At 43.5% G+C, this 17,704-nt stretch carries 13 protein-coding genes and 3 tRNA genes; 7 read left to right on the forward strand and 9 right to left on the reverse strand.

Annotated elements, in window-relative coordinates; all coding sequences use genetic code 11:
- Positions 1-210: 210 nt before the first annotated feature.
- The 5 genes from ACIGBM_RS01770 to ACIGBM_RS01790 form a co-directional block, all read right to left on the reverse strand.
- A tRNA-His gene (locus ACIGBM_RS01770) sits at positions 211-286 on the reverse strand.
- Between the two features lie 41 nt (positions 287-327).
- A tRNA-Arg gene (locus ACIGBM_RS01775) sits at positions 328-404 on the reverse strand.
- Positions 405-509: 105 nt separating this feature from the next.
- A tRNA-Pro gene (locus tag ACIGBM_RS01780) sits at positions 510-586 on the reverse strand.
- Between the two features lie 250 nt (positions 587-836).
- Positions 837-2,351: an McrC family protein gene (locus ACIGBM_RS01785; RefSeq protein WP_397476777.1), complete on the reverse strand. Its 1,515-nt coding sequence runs from the start codon at positions 2,349-2,351 to the stop codon at positions 837-839.
- Positions 2,352-2,369: 18 nt separating this feature from the next.
- The gene (locus ACIGBM_RS01790) at positions 2,370-3,887 is read right to left on the reverse strand and encodes an McrB family protein (RefSeq protein ID WP_397476555.1); all 1,518 of its coding nucleotides are present in this window, start codon (positions 3,885-3,887) and stop codon (positions 2,370-2,372) included.
- Positions 3,888-4,313: 426 nt separating this feature from the next.
- On the opposite strand from ACIGBM_RS01790, the gene ACIGBM_RS01795 reads away from it, so the two are divergent.
- Both ACIGBM_RS01795 and ACIGBM_RS01800 read left to right on the forward strand, forming a co-directional pair.
- Positions 4,314-5,039, forward strand: coding sequence for a DUF4442 domain-containing protein (locus ACIGBM_RS01795; protein ID WP_296209394.1), 726 nt, complete (start codon positions 4,314-4,316; stop codon positions 5,037-5,039).
- Between the two features lie 38 nt (positions 5,040-5,077).
- Positions 5,078-5,551: a RidA family protein gene (locus tag ACIGBM_RS01800; RefSeq protein ID WP_397476556.1), complete on the forward strand. Its 474-nt coding sequence runs from the start codon at positions 5,078-5,080 to the stop codon at positions 5,549-5,551.
- Between the two features lie 105 nt (positions 5,552-5,656).
- Here ACIGBM_RS01800 and gspE read toward each other — a convergent pair whose 3' ends face one another.
- Positions 5,657-7,210 carry a type II secretion system ATPase GspE gene (gene gspE, locus ACIGBM_RS01805; RefSeq protein WP_397476557.1) on the reverse strand — a complete coding sequence of 518 codons (1,554 nt, stop codon included), beginning with the start codon at positions 7,208-7,210 and terminating at the stop codon, positions 5,657-5,659.
- Positions 7,211-7,536: 326 nt separating this feature from the next.
- Here gspE and ACIGBM_RS01810 point away from each other — a divergent pair, with 326 nt between their 5' ends.
- Together ACIGBM_RS01810 and ACIGBM_RS01815 are read left to right on the forward strand one after the other, a co-directional pair.
- Complete coding sequence (locus ACIGBM_RS01810; protein WP_101205496.1) at positions 7,537-8,358, forward strand: thiazole synthase; 822 nt, start codon at positions 7,537-7,539, stop codon at positions 8,356-8,358.
- Positions 8,359-8,532: 174 nt separating this feature from the next.
- Positions 8,533-9,972, forward strand: coding sequence for a wax ester/triacylglycerol synthase family O-acyltransferase (locus tag ACIGBM_RS01815; protein ID WP_397476558.1), 1,440 nt, complete (start codon positions 8,533-8,535; stop codon positions 9,970-9,972).
- Between the two features lie 93 nt (positions 9,973-10,065).
- On the opposite strand, the gene ACIGBM_RS01820 is transcribed toward ACIGBM_RS01815, so the two are convergent.
- The gene (locus ACIGBM_RS01820) at positions 10,066-10,893 is read right to left on the reverse strand and encodes an inositol monophosphatase family protein (RefSeq protein ID WP_397476559.1); all 828 of its coding nucleotides are present in this window, start codon (positions 10,891-10,893) and stop codon (positions 10,066-10,068) included.
- A gap of 355 nt (positions 10,894-11,248) precedes the next feature.
- Positions 11,249-13,312, reverse strand: a complete 2,064-nt coding sequence (gene dxs / locus ACIGBM_RS01825; protein WP_397476560.1) for a 1-deoxy-D-xylulose-5-phosphate synthase — start codon at positions 13,310-13,312, stop codon at positions 11,249-11,251.
- 633 nt (positions 13,313-13,945) lie between these two features.
- Here dxs and ribA point away from each other — a divergent pair.
- The 3 genes from ribA (at position 13,946) to ACIGBM_RS01840 (ending at position 16,555) form a co-directional block, all read left to right on the forward strand.
- Complete coding sequence (ribA, locus tag ACIGBM_RS01830) at positions 13,946-14,674, forward strand: GTP cyclohydrolase II (protein ID WP_397476561.1); 729 nt, start codon at positions 13,946-13,948, stop codon at positions 14,672-14,674.
- 7 nt (positions 14,675-14,681) lie between these two features.
- A complete protein-coding gene (hemF, locus tag ACIGBM_RS01835) occupies positions 14,682-15,701 on the forward strand; it encodes an oxygen-dependent coproporphyrinogen oxidase (RefSeq protein WP_397476562.1) in 1,020 nt (339 codons plus the stop codon).
- A 377-nt stretch (positions 15,702-16,078) separates the two neighbouring features.
- Positions 16,079-16,555, forward strand: a complete 477-nt coding sequence (locus ACIGBM_RS01840) for a cytochrome c (protein ID WP_057758167.1) — start codon at positions 16,079-16,081, stop codon at positions 16,553-16,555.
- 129 nt (positions 16,556-16,684) lie between these two features.
- Here ACIGBM_RS01840 and ACIGBM_RS01845 read toward each other — a convergent pair whose 3' ends face one another.
- Entirely contained in the window at positions 16,685-17,662 is a 978-nt protein-coding gene (locus tag ACIGBM_RS01845) for a mechanosensitive ion channel family protein (RefSeq protein WP_102094685.1), read from the reverse strand.
- Between the last annotated feature and the right edge of the window lie 42 nt (positions 17,663-17,704).

A 17,704-nucleotide genomic window follows, 5' to 3' on the forward strand; every position in this document is an offset into this window, starting at 1 on the left:
TAAGGAAAACCTACAGGAAGTATTGATAAAAATTTGGGGGATTATCTAGTATTGAAGATGCTATCAAACTCTATCTGTTTAATCTTATAAAGGTAATATAGAGATAAAATCGAATAGGCATAAAAAAATCGCCATCAAGGGCGAGTGCTATTACTGATATATTTTTAGATTAAGATATGATTTGTATGTAGATACATACAGAATAAAATATGGGGCGACTGATGGGACTCGAACCCACGACAACCGAGATCACAACCCGGGGCTCTACCAACTGAGCTACAACCGCCATAACTATTGCCAAAGAATAGGCAAGATTTGCAGGCTAAATGGTGCGCCTGGCAGGATTCGAACCTGCGGCCACCTCCTTAGAAGGGAGATGCTCTATCCAGCTGAGCTACAGGCGCTCTTAGAGGACTTTTATATACTAAGCTTACTTTACGATATATTTTACTATATCAGAAACTAAACTGTTATACATAAAAAAAAGCCTGTAAGGCTCTTAAAATAGATGGTCGGAGTGATAGGATTCGAACCTACGACCCTCTGGTCCCAAACCAGATGCGCTACCAAACTGCGCCACACTCCGAAATTCTCTATTATCACGATAGTTTGTTAATCAACTCGTTGTTGGCAATGCCGCTAACTTGTTAATGTTCCTCGCTATCGAGGTGCACATATTAAGGGGTAAAGGCGATTGTGTCAACACCTATTTTCGATTAATTTCAAATAATCGCTAATTTTTTTAAAATTACGTCAATTTCGCCAAAATAGTGACAGCAAGACCCTTTTCTTATTTACCTATCAGTCAGTCATTCGCGTTGTCATTGATAACGATATTAAGCTTTGTCCAAATGTGGCAGTACTTCACCGTTGAGTGTACCTGTCAAAACATCAAACGGCATTAACCATAAATGGGCATCGGCTGACTCATTTTTTTTAATATCATCGCTACTGTCACCACTGCCATAGTAAATTTGTTGCTTAAGCGCTACTGGCTGCCTATCACTACCTAGCACCGGATAAACCAACCAAACCTGCCCCGCCAAGTAAGCTTGTGCATAGCTGGTCAATTGATAAGCGTCGCTCGCACTAATTGCAGCGGCATGTGGTAAGTACTTCCACTTAATGTCGATGACATGACTGTAGCGACCTTTGGTTTTATTTTTGGCTTTAGTTTGATTAGCTGCTATATCGTTCTGGTTTTGACAATCATCAGAGGCAGTTTGAAATATCAGCAAATCAGGCCGTATAGATAAGCACGCTAGTCCCTCAGCATCGTTTAGCCAGACACTTTGGGTTTGGTAAAAAGGACGGTAATTGCTACTAAGCTGCTGAAACATCGATGCAATACGCTGACTTGCCCATTGCTCAAAAGCTTGATTCATATCAATCAATAAACACAATCTTAGCTGAGAGCAATTTTGTCTACTTGGATCAATACCGTTACCTGTCGCAGCTGTCGTCTGTTTCAATAGCCAATATGCTAGGTCTACTAACTGCTGCGCGGCATGCAATTTTTGCTTTTGGAGTGGCTGAACGTCTAGCTGACGCTTTGCTTGAGCATATATTAATGCTATCTGCTGCATTTCGCGGTTGTTTAGCGTAGGCACTTGCTGCCATGGCTGCAACAGTTTTGAAGAAATAAACTGGGGCAATAAAGGCATCAAGTAAACCAATGCTCTCTTAATCAGCCGATTGGCCAACATGTCGTGACTTAATACGCTACTTTCACAGATGAACTTATGCGGTTGCATACTATTGTGACGCAGTTGCTCTTTGATGAGCAGTCGACCTTGCAGAGATGCCTGATTTTCAATCTGAGCCTGATAATGCTTGGTTGGTTGATAATCCATTAAACGCTGCAAAAACTGCTCAATCAGCCAATCTGATATAGGCAATACTTTCAACGGTAAAGGAGCGGACTGGGAACTAAACTGACCGAAGTTTTTCGTATTGGGTAGCTTACGATTGTTATGCGCATCAAGATGAATTAAATCCGATAGCATACCCTGTACCCAATAACGAGTCTGGACGATATCGCTAGGCTGAGTAGACTGATTTAGCTTTGGCAATATCTCAAGCGTTATGCCACTAGGTAGGAGAATAATCCCAATGTAGTGCCCAACCTTAAGCTGCCATTGGCCTCGCTTACGCTTGATAGTAAATACTGCAAACTCTTGTGCCATTAGCCAGTCGAAATCAGACGCTTGCAAAAAATCATGCACGGTCAGACGTTGATGCTCAAACACGGTGATAACATTCATGGTAGCGACACTACTGTTAGGGATACGAGTCTGACGACTGTTTGCCTTAATAGCGTGCTCTTTGGCGGAATATTGATTATTCGTCATCACTGAACAGTCACCCTGCTAGTACAAACGCTGATAGATAGCAGCATGATTAAACTCACCATCCCTAGCAATCAGATCGGCATTGATAGTATAGCTATTCATACTCATAGACTGACCAAGAAAAGAACCCTGCCCTGCAAACATTTGGTGTTCAGCGAAAGCATTGTTTTGGTTGCCCAGCGGATTATACAAGTCGTCATTCATCAATGCTTGACTGTCCTGTACGAACTGCTTGCTCGTCGGTTGCTGCTCATCTCTAAAGATATACTGCAGTACGGTAATTTGGCCACCAGCTGCTTGAGCCAATTGAGGAATAATTTGTTCAACAAGAGCCGTTTGTAATTGCTCTAACTGAGTGACGGCAAACAAAAACGCATGCCCCAACTGTGCTTCTATTCCCAATGTCTGCACGATACGTCTATTCAAGCCTGTTAGTAATTTACTCAAATCTATCGTACCTGCTTCTAAGTTTTCAGACACGCTAGCATCAGTGTCATTACTATCGCGAATTGTCGATAGTAAATCAGGCTGCGGTGGACAGTCAATAAAACGAAAACGTCGACGTAACGCCATATCAAGTGGTGCTAAAGAATGGTCTTGGGTATTCATAGTGGCATAAATATCGACATTGGCAGGAACACTAAAAGCACGCCCAGAATACGCCAAACTCACTGTCATAGCATTCGGCTTGCCTGCTCGTTTATCAGGCTCTATCAAACTAAGAAGCTCGCCAAACACCCGTGACACGTTAGCACGGTTAATCTCATCAATCAGCATTGCGTAACGCTGCTGAGGGTCACGAGCTGCGCGTTGACATAGCTTCAGGAATGCTCCATCTTGCACCGCGTAACTCATTTGATTTTGATTAGAAGGGCTGTTATTTGCTGGTGCAGCGCCACTCATGACAGGCCGTATACCTTCTACAAACTCTTCATAACCGTAGGCTTGATGGAAGCTCACCATACTAAAGCGTTGCTGACCGATGTTTTGATTTTGATGGGGTTGGTTGTCACGCTTTGCCTGCTGAAACTCTACTAATTGCTGCGATAAATCTTCTAGTAGCACCATACTCTCTGGCAATAAATACCATGCTCCACTATTGTCTTTATCAAAATAAGCTTGGCTAGCGCGGTTATCAAAACTGACTGTTTGAGAGTTCGTAGGGCTATGTCTGCGTAACTCTAACCAAGCTGTGCTATCTAGATTTTTATCACGTGCGTTCTGAGCAGCTTTGGTCATAAAAAAAGGATGATCAATAATTTCTCGTACCTTTAACAAATCCTGCTGCTCAGCACGTAGATCTAAAAACACCAGACACAATACTTCGCGCCAGCTTAGACCTTGCAGCAGCTGTTCTAATAAGTCCTCATTTTCAGTCTTGGGTAGATAGTCGGTATATTGCTTCGCGATTTGCAGCAATCTATAGGTTTTACCTGTACCAGCAACGCCCGTATAAATAATATTGGTCGGTTCATGATCAGACATATCAGACATAACGTTATCCAGCGGCATTGAAAACAGGTTTGAAATAGACATGCTAACATTTTGTCATTATAACGTGGCTGTCTATTGGCATGGTAACTATAGTCAACCCTCTATAAATTAGATGCGGTGTCAGTCTCGCTTAATCTACTATTTGTAGTACTGTTCCTCGGCTTCCTTGTATCCAAATTATATTGAACTGACTATACCAATCACTTAATAATATTAATGCCCAAATGTTGCTGATAGATAAGATGACTAGGCTGCTTTAAGTGGCGATCTAAATTGATGACATAACCTAGCAACATAGCCACGCTACTATAGTTTTGTAAGCGCAGCAGTTCATGCTAATAATAGTAGGAAGGCAATGGTTGATGTACCATAGTATTTGTAGTGACTTTTATAACCTATATTTTTGTCGCTATCATAAAAAGCCATACTAAGAATGTCATTCAACTCATTTACGTTAAGGAATTTTGTATGTCAGGATTATTAAAAAAACTACCCGCCAAGTTGACCAATAAACTGCCAGCCAAAGTATCTGACAGCACAAAATCTTCAGTTGAGAAACCCAGTAGCACGCTAAAACCAATTAGCAATCAATTTACTAAACTGTTATCAGTCACCAAATATCTGCCTGCTGGTGCACGCTCAAGTATTTTATCTAAAGCCTTTGGCAAGGTCGTCCCCTATGTCGGCACAACTGGCATTTATTATGAGACGGTAGAACCAAACCAAGTCGTTGTTAGTTTAAATAACAATAAGGCCGTCCAAAACCATATCGGCTCTATTCATGCAGTCGCCATCACATTACTAGCTGAGACGGCTACGGGGTTTATTTTGGGTTTAAACTTGCCCTCTGATCGCATTCTGCTGATTAAGTCTTACTCGGTAAATTTCCATCGTCCAATCAAAAAAGGTCAAATTGCTGCTATTGCAAGCTTGTCTGATGAACAGCGTTTGGATATCCTAAACACACCAAAAGGTGAGATGATTATCCCTTGTGTCATCAAAGATCGTGAGTCTGATAGTGACCGCGATCCAATTATGGTTGAGATGACGTGGGCATGGATACCAAAAGCGGAACTAGAGGCACGCCGCCAAGGTAAAGCGTCTGAAAAAGTTGCAGAAAATGACACTGAAGCCGATGCACCAATCGAAGAAAACGACGCCTCATCTATTCAAAATAATAGTGCTGATAAGTAGTTAATAAAAATTGATAACAAACCCAATGAGGAAACAGTATGTCGAAACTTAGTACTTGCCTATCTACGCTAGCGCTAGCCACTATGTGCTCATTGGGTTTTGTTCATAGCGCTAATGCCAATACAACGACAGCTGTCAGCGTTGCTAAGTCTGGGCCTACTTTCTTGGGTGATGGCGGGACTTATCCTTTTTCAGAAGCTGTACGCGTGGGCAATACATTGTATATGTCGGGACAAATTGGCTTTAAAGATGGCAAACTGGTCAAAGGCGGTATCAAAGCTGAAACCAAGCAAGTGCTAGATAATATCCATAGCACGTTATTAAAATACGGCTACCGTAAGTCTGACATCGTTAAATGTATGGTCATGCTGACTGATATGGATGACTTTGATGACTTTAACAAGGTCTACAAGGCTGAGATGATAAAGCCTTATCCTGTACGCTCAGCTTTTGGTGTATCAGAACTGGCTGCTGGAGCAAGCGTTGAGATTGAATGTATGGCTGCAAAATAATAGCGGCTAAAAACTCTAAAGCTCCACAGTTAGAAAAATATTAAAACAACTGGCTATTCATGCCAGTTGTTTTTTATTTGCTATATCAATATCGAGTCTGCAAATTTATACCAGTATTGTCTCGTCCGTTAAGGCGCTCTCTTTCGTCACTCGCAGCACTTCTTCCAATGTTGTGCGCCCTTCTATGACCTTACGCAAACCATCCGCACGAATCGATGGAGTCTGCTGCCGCGCATATTCTTCTAGCTCATACTCAGCCGTATTGCTATGAATCATACGGCGCAATGTATCGTCGATTGGCACGACTTCATAGATGGCGGTGCGACCTTTAAAGCCCGACTGATTACATTTATCGCAGCCAACGGGCTTAGGCAAACGAATCGACTCACTTGCTATATCTTTGGCATCACTTTTCAGCGTTGACCCAATGCCAATTTCAGTAAACAGCTTGGCTTGCTCGGTATCGGCAGCCTGCCAGCTTTGACAATGTGAACATAAGGTACGCACCAAACGCTGCGCTACTACGCCAATAAGTGACGACGACAACAGAAACGGCTCAACACCCATGTCCTGTAAGCGAGTAACCGCGCCAATAGCAGTGTTGGTATGCAGCGTTGATAGTACCAAATGCCCTGTCAAAGAGGCCTGTACGGCAATCTCAGCTGTCTCTAAATCACGAATTTCACCAACCATCACCACATCGGGATCTTGACGGAGCATTGCACGCAAGCTTTTAGCAAATGTCATGTCTACTTTATTGTTGACCTGCGCCTGCCCAATACCATCGAGCTGAAACTCAATAGGATCTTCGGCAGTCAAGATATTGCGAGTTTGATCATTTAAATCGGTCAATGCAGAATATAGCGTGGTGGTTTTACCCGAGCCAGTCGGCCCTGTCACCAAAATAATGCCATGCGGACGATGGATTAAGCGCTTTAGCTCAGTATAGTCACTATCAGAAAGACCCAAATACGTCATATTCAAACGACCAGCTTGCTTGTCTAATAAACGCATCACCACACGTTCACCAAAGCTTGATGGTAAGGTCGATACACGCACATCGACCTCTCGCCCTGCCAGTCTTAAACTGATGCGACCATCTTGCGGCACTCGCTTTTCGGCGATATCCAATTTAGCCATTACCTTAATACGCGAGACTAGCAGTGGAGCCAATTGGCGCTTCGGTGTGATGATTTCTTTGAGCTCACCATCAACTCGGAAACGGACGACCAAGCGCTTTTCAAAGGTCTCAATATGAATATCTGAGGCACTTAAACGAATGGCTTCGGACAACAAGGCGTTGATCAGACGAATGATAGGCGCATCGTCTTGTTGATCCATCAAATCTTCAGTTTCAGGGACGCTATCTGCCAAGCTATCGAGATCAGGATGGTCTTCAAGTCCAGCAGCAATGTGCTGCGACTCTCCTGTATTGCCAGCATAAGCTGCGTTTATACGTTTTTCAAAATCATCCGCGCTAACACTTTCGTAAGTCGGTACACCGCGAATGCCTTGCTTCTGTAAAAACCGTACCGCTTCGTTGATCGCTGACAACGGGGTAGCTTTGGTAAGTACCAATGTTGGCGGCAATTCTGGATCTATCGCAAGTATGGCCAAAATCTGATGGCGTTTCGCAAAGCTGTATGGCAACTGCATCATAAAGACGGCCCAATAAGTGAGGAGAAGATAAGAAGTACGCACGCCAAGACATGATGGATGCCTTGTCCTTAACAGTTCGAATCAAAAAAGACTGCCAGTAAGGTTGCATGAGTTTGTTATAATAGCATTTTGTTTTAGACGGGTATTATTTTATGTGACTGGCGCTTTATACCTATCGCCTAGCACCTATTATTACTATCAAAGTTAGCATATCATGCCTTTTTTTGCTGACAGCTTGCCATTGTCTATTACACCTTTTAGATTGCTTAGATTACCCGTCATATTTTGTCTGTCCCTTCTCCCGCTCGATATTAGGATTTTCCGTTATGTCAGAGAACGTTAGCACTACTCATCCAACGCCACTTTTACAAGATACCTTTACTGTCGGTAGCCGTACCTTTTCTTCACGTCTGCTGGTTGGTACCGGTAAGTATAAAGACATGACAGAGACTGGAGAAGCCATTGCCGCTTCAGCAGCCGAAATCGTGACCGTCGCCATTCGCCGTGTCAATATTGGACAAAACAGTGATGAGCCTAACTTATTAGATGTGATTTCACCTGATAAATATACGATATTACCGAATACTGCTGGCTGCTTTGACGCCGAAACAGCCATTCGCACTTGTAAGCTTGCTCGCGAGTTATTGGGTGGACATAATTTGGTTAAGCTTGAGGTATTGGGGGATGAAAAAACCTTATATCCAAATGTTATGGAAACCTTAAAAGCCGCCAAAGTATTGATCGATGATGGTTTTGAAGTGATGGTTTATACGTCAGATGATCCTATCGTCGCACAAGAATTAGAAAGCATGGGCTGTGTCGCTATTATGCCGCTTGGCAGTTTGATTGGTTCAGGACTTGGTCTACTTAATCGCCATACGCTAAGTCTCATCATCGAAAACGCCAAAGTACCCGTATTGGTTGACGCTGGTGTCGGTACTGCGTCTGATGCTGCACTTGCGATGGAGCTTGGCTGTGATGGCGTACTGATGAACTCAGCCATTGCCAATGCACAAAACCCGGTAATGATGGCACACGCAATGAAACATGCTATGTGGGCAGGCCGCGCTGCGTTTTTAGCAGGTCGTATGCCTATGCGTAAGATGGCTACTGCCAGCTCACCACAAACTGGGTATTTCTTTCAATAAGTTGAAGCATAAATGACATGTCATAATAGAGCGTGTTGAGTATTTACGTATAGCGCTGTCAGTGCTATGGTTGATTGCTTAACACGCTCTATAAAATAATAAAAAATGTTATTTGATTGAATCTCTACTTATTATAATTTTCACATAACACTTATCGTCATAAAAGGATTTATTATGCGACTTCTCACAGCAGTCGACCAGTTGTTTCTACTTCTTGAGTCGCGTAAACAGCCCATGCACGTTGGTGGGCTGTTTGTATTTGAATTACCAGACAATGCGGATAGCGATTTTGTCTATCAATTGGTAAAACAAATGCAAGAGTCTGATGTGCCGCCCAGCTTTCCTTTTAATCAGGTACTTGAGCATTTGGCCTTTTGGAAAAAAGACAAAGACTTTGATGTCGAGCATCATTTGCATCATGTCGCGTTACCAAGTCCTGGACGCGTACGTGAATTATTGATGTACGTCTCAAGAGAACATGGACGTTTATTAGATCGTGCCATGCCTTTGTGGGAATGTCATGTTATTGAAGGTATCCAGCCAGAAGTCGAAGGTGGACCTGAACGTTTTGCATGGTATTTTAAGATTCATCACTCTTTGGTTGATGGTATCGCAGCGATGCGTTTGGTTCAAAAATCCTTATCTCAATCGCCAACCGAGCCGGTTACTCTCCCTGTCTGGTCGTTGATGGCGCGCCATCGCAACCAAGTAAACGCTATCTTGCCTGCCGAACGATCTATCAGAGGCATAATAAAAGAGCAGATATCTACCATCAAACCTGTATTTACAGAACTGCTAGATAATGTAAAAAACTACGGTGATGAAGGGTACGTCGGTACTTTTGACGCACCGATGAGTATCTTGAATAAACGTATATCGGCCTCACGGCGTATAGCCGCACAGTCTTATGATATAAAACGGTTTAACGATATTGCTGAAAGGCTCAAAATTAGTAGGAACGATGTGGTACTGGCAGTCTGTGCAGGTGCTATTCGTCGTTATTTAATATCAATGGATGCGCTACCAAGCAAACCGTTAATTGCGTTTGTACCGATGTCACTGCGTACAGATAATAGTATCTCGGGCAATCAGTTGTCATTTGTATTGGCAAACTTGGGTACGCATTTGGACAATCCACTGCGCAGGATAGAGCTTATTCATCGTAGTATGAATCATGGCAAACGTCGCTTTCGCCGCATGAACCAAGCGCAGGTCATTAACTACAGTATTGTCTCATACGCGTGGCAAGGCATTAATTTGGCGACAGGATTATTCCCTAGAAAGCAGGCATTTAACCTAATTATTTCCAACGTACCTGGTTCTGAAAAACCGCTGTACTGGAATGGCGCACGTCTGCAATCGTTGTACCCCGCTTCTATTGTCTTTAATGGTCAAGCGATGAATATCACTTTAGCCAGTTATCTAGATAAGATTGAGTTTGGCATCACCGCTTGTAGCAAGGCGCTGCCTCGCGTACAAGATATGCTGATGCTGATAGAAGAAGAGTTGCAGCTGCTAGAAACTACCAGTAAAGAGCTAGCATTCAAAGGCATCACTGTTGAAGATAAAGCTGACAATAAGGGTAATGATAAAACAAAAAAGCTGGCTCCATAATGGAGCCAGCTTTTTTTCATTCATACTCAATCTAGATATTACTTGAATTTAAATCCTGAAAGCGCTAAACGTTGATACCATTAAGGTTAACGTTTAGATTGCGTCACCCCAGATTGGTACAACTGTTTGCATCAATGGCTTAAGCAATTTCACATTACAAGCGAAGATAGAGCCTGATGTCATAGAATTGTGCGCGCCAGTATGATCAACCACCACACCGCGTGCTTCAGTTACAATAAGCTCGCCCGCTGCGATGTCCCAAGGCTTGATAGACATCTCAAAATAACCGTCAAAACGACCAGCAGCAACATAGCATAAATCAAGCGCAGCTGAACCCATACGACGTACCTGACCACCTGCCTCAGATACCTTCTGTAAGCTCTCAAAGTGCTGTTTGGCATAAGAGATAACTTCGCCATTGCGCTTACGCTCAAGCGGATGACCAGTCGTAAAGAAACCGCCATCAATGGTTTTGCGCTCGCTCACTTGCATACGGCGATTGTTCAAGCGCGCGCCTTTACCGCGGCTCGCTGAGAACATCTCATCACGTACTGGATCATAGACCACACCGTGTTGGGTAACGCCTTTATGCTGGACTGCGATAGATACGCAGAACTGCGGTACACCGTGGACAAAGTTCTTAGTGCCATCTAATGGATCGATAATCCAGCACCAGTCAGCATCTTCGCCGCGGCCTTCTTGCATACCAAACTCTTCACCCAAAAATGAATGATTAGGATAGCTGGCTTTTAGCGTCTCAATCGTGAGCTCTTCGCTAAAGCGATCAATGCGGGTAACCAAACCATCAAGTCCTTTAGACTCAATATCTAACTCGATTTTGTGGCGGTTTTGATGCGCATATAAAATCTCTTTACCAACTTTTTCAGCAGTACGCGCTGCGATGACGACCATGGGTTCCATAAATAACCTATTTGCTTGATGAATGAATATAAAAAAATAAGACTAACTTTGTGCCCACAACATGCCAAACAGCCGCCGCATCACACCACATCTATGCGATTAAAAACGTGTCTCTTATAAACGAAAACTTATAAAAGACACCCGCATTATACTAAAATTGTTCGATAAAAACGAAAAAACCGTTACGCTGATCAAGCCAGTACTTTGGCGATCATCTAAACTGCGCAAGTTGTAAAAAAGTTAGCACCTGCGGCTAACAGGCGTTTGCTCTGTTTAAGGAGCTTATATCGGTTTTAATTAACACATTTTTAGCGCATTAACTTTATAAATAATATTGTAACGCTAGAAACATTGCTTACGATAAGAGCGTTTTAAGCTGTTTAGTCACGCCCTCGACATCTAAACCACAGTCGGCCAATTGCTCTGCTTGAGAGCCATGTGCAATAAAGCGATCAGGAATACCGATATTAGCAATAGCTGGACGACTTTGTTTAAAGGCAGCCGATTCATTGAGCAAATACTCATTCACTGCACTACCCGCGCCGCCCATAATCATGTGCTCTTCTAGGGTTGCTATATGAGTGACCCCTTGTGCTAATAACGTCTCAAGCATTGCTGTGTCTAGCGGTTTTACCCAGCGCATATTGACCACCTGTATCTGGCAATCTAACGCTACATCGCTATTTATTAAGCTTTCTGCTGCTTGCTGAGCAGTTGCAACCATCGTACCAAAGGCCAGTAGTGCCAATTTATAAGGTGCATCAGCTTTACCTAATACTGACTCGACAACTGCTTCGCCAACTTTATAGTTTTGGGCTGGCTGCTTAATATCAGCACCTGTACCTGTACCACGCGGATAACGTACAGCCGTGCACCCTGAATATTCATAGCAAGTATTGAGCAAATGGTAGCATTCGTTCTCATCTTTTGGCGCTGCAATCACCATATTAGGCACACAACGCAAGAATCCAAAATCAAACACGCCAGCATGCGTGGCACCGTCTTCACCGACTAAGCCCGCTCGATCAATGGCAAACATCACATCGAGATTCTGTAGAGCCACATCATGAATCAGCTGATCATATCCACGCTGCAAGAACGTTGAATAAATCGCGACAATAGGTTTGACGCCTTGAGTTGCCATTCCAGCCGCTAGCGTGACAGCATGTTGCTCAGCAATGGCCACATCAAAGAAACGCTCTGGAAAGTGACGAGCAAAGTCCGTCATCCCTGAGCCTTCTTCCATGGCAGGGGTGACAGCTAGTAGCTTATCGTCTTCGGCCGCTTTATCACATAAAAACTGGCCAAACACTTGCGAATATTTTAACGCTGGCTTTGTACCTGGTTGTTTTTTTAGCTGCTCTATAGAGTCAGCTTCATGCTCTTTATGATTTTCGACTGGCAATCTACTGATTGCATGATAGCCCACTGGATCTAATTCTGCTGGGGCAAACCCTTTACCCTTAGTGGTATAAATATGCACCAATACGGGACCTGATACTTGCTTTGCCAATGACAATACACGCAATAGCTCAGGAATATTATGACCATCAAACGGACCAAAATAGGTAAAACCAATCGCTTTGAATAAGTTGTCTTCTAGCTGCGGAACATCGCGCATCTCTTTATGACGTTTGCGGCGATCGAACGCTTGCATATCAGGACGGTGGCAGAGTACTGGCTCACCTGACTCAGAGATATCAACTTGATAACCTGATTCCCAAAGCATCGCTAGATGTCGTGAAAACCCGCCAATAGAGCAAGATATCGACATATCATTATCGTTTAGGATGACTAGCAAATCAGCATCTTGCTGTACTGCGTCATTCATGGCTTCAAATGCCATGCCACCTGTCATCGCACCATCACCAATGACGCAAGCAACCGTTTGCTCGCGGCCTTGATAACGCAGTGCGAGGCTCATGCCCAGACCAGCTGAGATAGAGGTCGATGAATGCCCAACGCCAAATGTATCGTAGACAGACTCTGCACGCTCAGGAAATGCTGTCAGACCGTCTTTAGATCTGATAGTGCCTAGCTGCTCACGGCGACCAGTCAGTACTTTATGAGCATAGGCTTGATGACCCACGTCCCAGACGATTTGGTCTTGCGGCGTTTCTAACAAATAATGCAATACTATGGTCAGCTCGACTACGCCCAAATTGGCACCAAAATGCCCACCGCTCTGACCAGCTGAATACAATAGAAAAAGGCGCAATTCATCAGCCAGCGTAATAAGCTTAGCCGTTGAAAGCGTGCTGAGGTCAGTGGGTGTATCAATTGCATCAAGCAATGGCGTATGAGGACGCACACGTGGAATCACAGTATAGGTCTGCTGTAAGCTCGATAGCTGAGCAGCAGAATCCAGCACTGATGTAGATAGGGACTGAGACTTTGGAGAATGAGGTGACTGCTGCATAAACCGTACGATACCTACCAATCTGCTGACAAGATGTGTCTTTAAAATATAGCGGTGACTATAATCAAAAGACGTCAATAATACCTACATCATTATTGATGTAATCGACCATATAATTATTCATGCAACTTTCGTATTTGTATAGCTGCGCTACTTACGACAATAGACACGCTAGCACAATAGACCGCGCGTCAATACCAACGTTTTGATATCAAAATATTGATGCTTTCATACTATTGACAACTGAGGGGTGACATTATGCCCTATTATTTTGCATCAATAGCGGGTGTTAGTGACGACATAGTAATGTAAGGGTAAAGACTTGTCACTGTATCCGTCAAAATAGTATGGCATAATAGCATTTTTTTTTAATTGTCGCTTTAATCATCGTGCGTCGTCTGTGAACTTTGTGTGTTTTTATAAAAAATACAATGAGCACGCTGTCTTTATGAACAGGTTATACTGGTATCATCTTAATCTTAGCAGTAAAATTTAGGTGATATGCTCATCTCAACTAATAGTTATATCGAAAACAGTAGTTATCTCGAACAGTAACCGGCTCTAACAGCGCTCATCTCGAACAGCAATAACATACTTTTCACCGCCACGACTTTAGGCTTATGTAGGACAGCAATGTCATATCAATTTATCACTAGTGCCAAATTACCCACTCGTCACGGCGAGTTTGATATTCATATCTTTGAAAATAGCGAAGGTCAAGAGCATGTCATGCTGACCGTTGGTCTAGCTGTGGTCGATCAACAGACAGACGATATCGCTAACCAACCTTTAGACGACATGATATTGAACCAAAAGAACGAATCGATAGCGAAGCAAGTGCCGCTCATTCGCATTCATTCTGAATGTCTGACAGGCGACGCGTTTAGCTCATTGAAATGTGACTGCGGTCCGCAGCTCAATACTGCCATGCAAGCCATCCAAGAGTCAGGTTGCGGTGCGATTTTGTATTTACGCCAAGAAGGCCGTGGTATTGGTTTGACCAATAAGATTCGTGCGTACGCCCTTCAAGATCAAGGGCATGATACGTTGGATGCCAATCTCATGTTGGGCTTGCCTGCTGATGCGCGTATCTATGATATGTGTGGTCCGATGCTTGCCCATGTCGGGGTCGACGCTGTCAGGCTTATCACCAATAATCCAAACAAAGTCGCTTATCTAACTGAGCATGGTATTGATGTTGTCGAACGGGTGCCGTTGTTGGTCGGTGTCAATGATATGAATGCTGAATACCTAGCAACCAAACGCGATCGTATGGGCCACTTGTTTGATAAAAATATCAATCTTGACATAGACGCCTCTCTCGATACAGACCTTAATACCGCCATACACCTGAATAAATAGATATCTTATGAGTATTATAAATACAAATAACGAAACAGACTTATCAACGTTAGCATCAGTGACGACGCCAACCAATAACGACATCATGCGAGTGCGCGAATTTTTGGTTGATTTACAGGCACGTATCTGTGAATCGCTAGAAGCACAAGAGCGTGACGGCAGCACTAATGACAATGAGCATGCGACCTTTGTACCTGATGACTGGGAACGTCCTGAAGGCGGCGGCGGGCGGTCATGCGTATTGGCAGATGGCGAGGTCATCGAAAAAGCGGGCGTCATGTTTAGCCATATTCATGTACATAACCTTCCCGCCTCTGCGACCGCGCGTCACCCTAATATCGCTGGACGTAAAGCTCAAGCAATGGGCGTGTCACTGGTTGTCCATCCCAGAAATCCAAACGTGCCTACGAGCCATGCCAATGTGCGTTTATTCGTAGCAGAAGCGGAAGGTGAAGCGCCTATCTGGTGGTTTGGCGGTGGTTTTGACTTAACGCCATTCTATCCGGTACTTGCTGATTGTGTACACTGGCATCAAGTCTGTCATGATCTATGTGCGCCTTTTGGGGACAATATCTACGCTGATTTCAAACAGTGGTGTGATGAGTATTTTCATCTGCGCCATCGTGATGAGCAGCGCGGTATTGGTGGTCTGTTTTATGATGATGTCAGTACCGAGAGTCGCGGCTGGGACTTTGAGACTTGCTTTAATTTTATGAAAGCCGTGGGCAACGGTTATCTTGACGGTATCATGCCGATTTTTGAACAGCGTAAAAATACGCCTTATACTGAAGCGCAGCGCGAGTTTCAGCTCTATCGCCGTGGTCGCTACGTCGAATACAATCTGGTCTATGATCGCGGAACGCTATTTGGACTACAAAGTAACGGACGTATCGAATCCATCCTAGTCAGTATGCCACCGCTTGCCAGTTGGCATTATCGCTTTGAGCCTGCTGAAGGAACGCCTGAATTTGAGTTGACCGATTATTATCTAAAACCGCGTGATTGGTTAGCACTAGAAGTTTCGTAAATATCACGGCATTCATATTTTTGGAAAATATTAAAAAGGTCAGCTACTATTGCTGGCCTTTTTTATTGTCAGTACTATCCAAACGAGCTACTCCCACGTTGTTATCGTATAGAAATACGTTGTGCAGCTACTATAAAATCACCGCAACCAATCGTAAGCAGACATAACCAAGTTAAGGTATGCTTATTGAAAATATTACGAGGATATAACAACTATATAATTCCCAACGCGCAGATAACCGTTACAATAGAAGACGTTCTTTATCAGCAACTGTGCTCAAAAGAATTTTAGGCAGTATTTTGTATAACTATATTTTAAGTCAAAGCGAGCGTTTTTAATCGCGCTTACTATTAGCCAAGTTTAAAGGAGTAAGTCATATGGCACAGGTTCATACCAACAAATCTTTCAAGTCTCTGTTTAGCGTTACCTTGATGGCGGCTGCACTAGGTCTAACGGCCTGTAGCACTTCAACAGGATCTAACCCTGACGTGCAAGCGCGTCAAGACACCATGAAAAACTGGGGTGACGCAATGGGCGTCATGGGTGATATGGCAAAAGCACCTGACACATTTGATGCCGATGTATTTAAAGAGCAAGCGGCGTTCTTGGCAGAAGATGCCGCCAAGCCTTGGAGTCATTTTGAAGACCCAGAAGCGGTAGGCAATGCTACTGAAGCAGTTTGGTCTAATGCTGATGGCTTCAGTGCTGAAGCTGAAAACTTTCAAAAAGTCACTGCTGAGCTAAACGCCGCCGCCCAAAACGCCACTAGCATGGACGATGTTAAACCTGCCTTTGGACAAGTTGGTGCAAGCTGTAAATCATGCCATACCGACTTTAGAGCAAAAGACGAATAAGCCTTCATATTTATAGCAAGTAGACACGTATAAAAAAACCGCCATATCAATTGATGTGGCGGTTTTTTAGTTTTCTAAATATTGTGGAAATCAAAGTTTTAACACTAAATGAATATTTCACCGAGCGCGCTACTCTGCCACTGTTTTATTCACATCCACAACGTCTTGTTGCTCGTTCATCTTATTAACGATTGCACTTACTGAAGGATCACTCAAATCGATCGTACGTATTGGGAATGGAATGTTTACGCCCGCTGCATCCAACGAGTTTTTGATACCTACAATTACTTGATGAATCGAGGCAACCTTATTGGCTTGCGTACCATCTTCGATAAACCAGCGCACCATTAGATCAATGGACGAACCGCCAAAACCAGTAGCAATCACGCTTGGCGTTGCTTTTTTCGAGACGCTTTCTATCTTATCTAATGCTTTTATAATCTCAGCTTTGGCAGCTTCAATATCATCTTCATAACCAATACCAACTGCAACTTGCAGACGACGCTGCTTGTAAGCAGTATTGACGGTCAACGCCGAAGTATAAAGATCTGAATTTGGAATCACCACTTGCCGACCATCATAAGTTCTGATGGTGGTTGCGCGGATTTTGATATCTTCGACTGTTCCTTCATAGTCGCCTGAAACAATCTGATCACCGATACGAAACGGCTCTGAAATCAGCAGCAAAATACCAGAGAGCAAATTTTGGAAGATATCCTTAAAAGCAAAACCGATAGCAACGGAACCAATACCGAGCGCGCCAATCAGCTTAGCAGGGGTGAATCCTGGCACTGCAATAACCATCGCTATCATAAAACCAATAAAGAAAATAAGCGCCCCACCTACTCGCTGAAACACTTTGACCAAGTTCTGATGCCGACTACGGCTACCTAATAATTTGTGAACGATTTTTTTGAAGACAATCGATAAGAACCAAAAAATTAGGATAACGATAATTGATGCGACAAAATATGGGATGCGTTCAACAAAACCAACCCATATCTCATTTGCCGAACCAAGGATGCTTTGATAGGTTAATCCATCCGTTGTCGTAGACTGCGCAGCTGTCTCAGCACTCAGTGTCGTTTCTGCCTCAGAGGTAGGCATCTGGGTGATACTCCTTTATTCTATTTATTTCTATTAACGCAC

The organism is Psychrobacter sp. NPDC077938 (assembly GCF_044542635.1).
Classification (GTDB): Bacteria; Pseudomonadota; Gammaproteobacteria; order Pseudomonadales; family Moraxellaceae; genus Psychrobacter.

Excerpts from the sequence above, each read along its gene's own strand:
- dxs (WP_397476560.1), bottom strand. The coding sequence starts at position 13,312 with ATGCAGCAGTCACCTCATTCTCCAAAGTCTCAGTCCCTATCTACATCA.
- ACIGBM_RS01795 (WP_296209394.1), top strand. The coding sequence starts at position 4,314 with ATGTCAGGATTATTAAAAAAACTACCCGCCAAGTTGACCAATAAACTG.
- ACIGBM_RS01840 (WP_057758167.1), top strand. The coding sequence starts at position 16,079 with ATGGCACAGGTTCATACCAACAAATCTTTCAAGTCTCTGTTTAGCGTT.
- ACIGBM_RS01815 (WP_397476558.1), top strand. The coding sequence starts at position 8,533 with ATGCGACTTCTCACAGCAGTCGACCAGTTGTTTCTACTTCTTGAGTCG.
- ribA (WP_397476561.1), top strand. The coding sequence starts at position 13,946 with ATGTCATATCAATTTATCACTAGTGCCAAATTACCCACTCGTCACGGC.
- ACIGBM_RS01810 (WP_101205496.1), top strand. The coding sequence starts at position 7,537 with ATGTCAGAGAACGTTAGCACTACTCATCCAACGCCACTTTTACAAGAT.
- hemF (WP_397476562.1), top strand. The coding sequence starts at position 14,682 with ATGAGTATTATAAATACAAATAACGAAACAGACTTATCAACGTTAGCA.
- ACIGBM_RS01800 (WP_397476556.1), top strand. The coding sequence starts at position 5,078 with ATGTCGAAACTTAGTACTTGCCTATCTACGCTAGCGCTAGCCACTATG.
- ACIGBM_RS01845 (WP_102094685.1), bottom strand. The coding sequence starts at position 17,662 with ATGCCTACCTCTGAGGCAGAAACGACACTGAGTGCTGAGACAGCTGCG.
- gspE (WP_397476557.1), bottom strand. The coding sequence starts at position 7,210 with ATGATGCAGTTGCCATACAGCTTTGCGAAACGCCATCAGATTTTGGCC.
- ACIGBM_RS01785 (WP_397476777.1), bottom strand. The coding sequence starts at position 2,351 with ATGACGAATAATCAATATTCCGCCAAAGAGCACGCTATTAAGGCAAAC.
- ACIGBM_RS01790 (WP_397476555.1), bottom strand. The coding sequence starts at position 3,887 with ATGTCTATTTCAAACCTGTTTTCAATGCCGCTGGATAACGTTATGTCT.
- ACIGBM_RS01820 (WP_397476559.1), bottom strand. The coding sequence starts at position 10,893 with ATGGAACCCATGGTCGTCATCGCAGCGCGTACTGCTGAAAAAGTTGGT.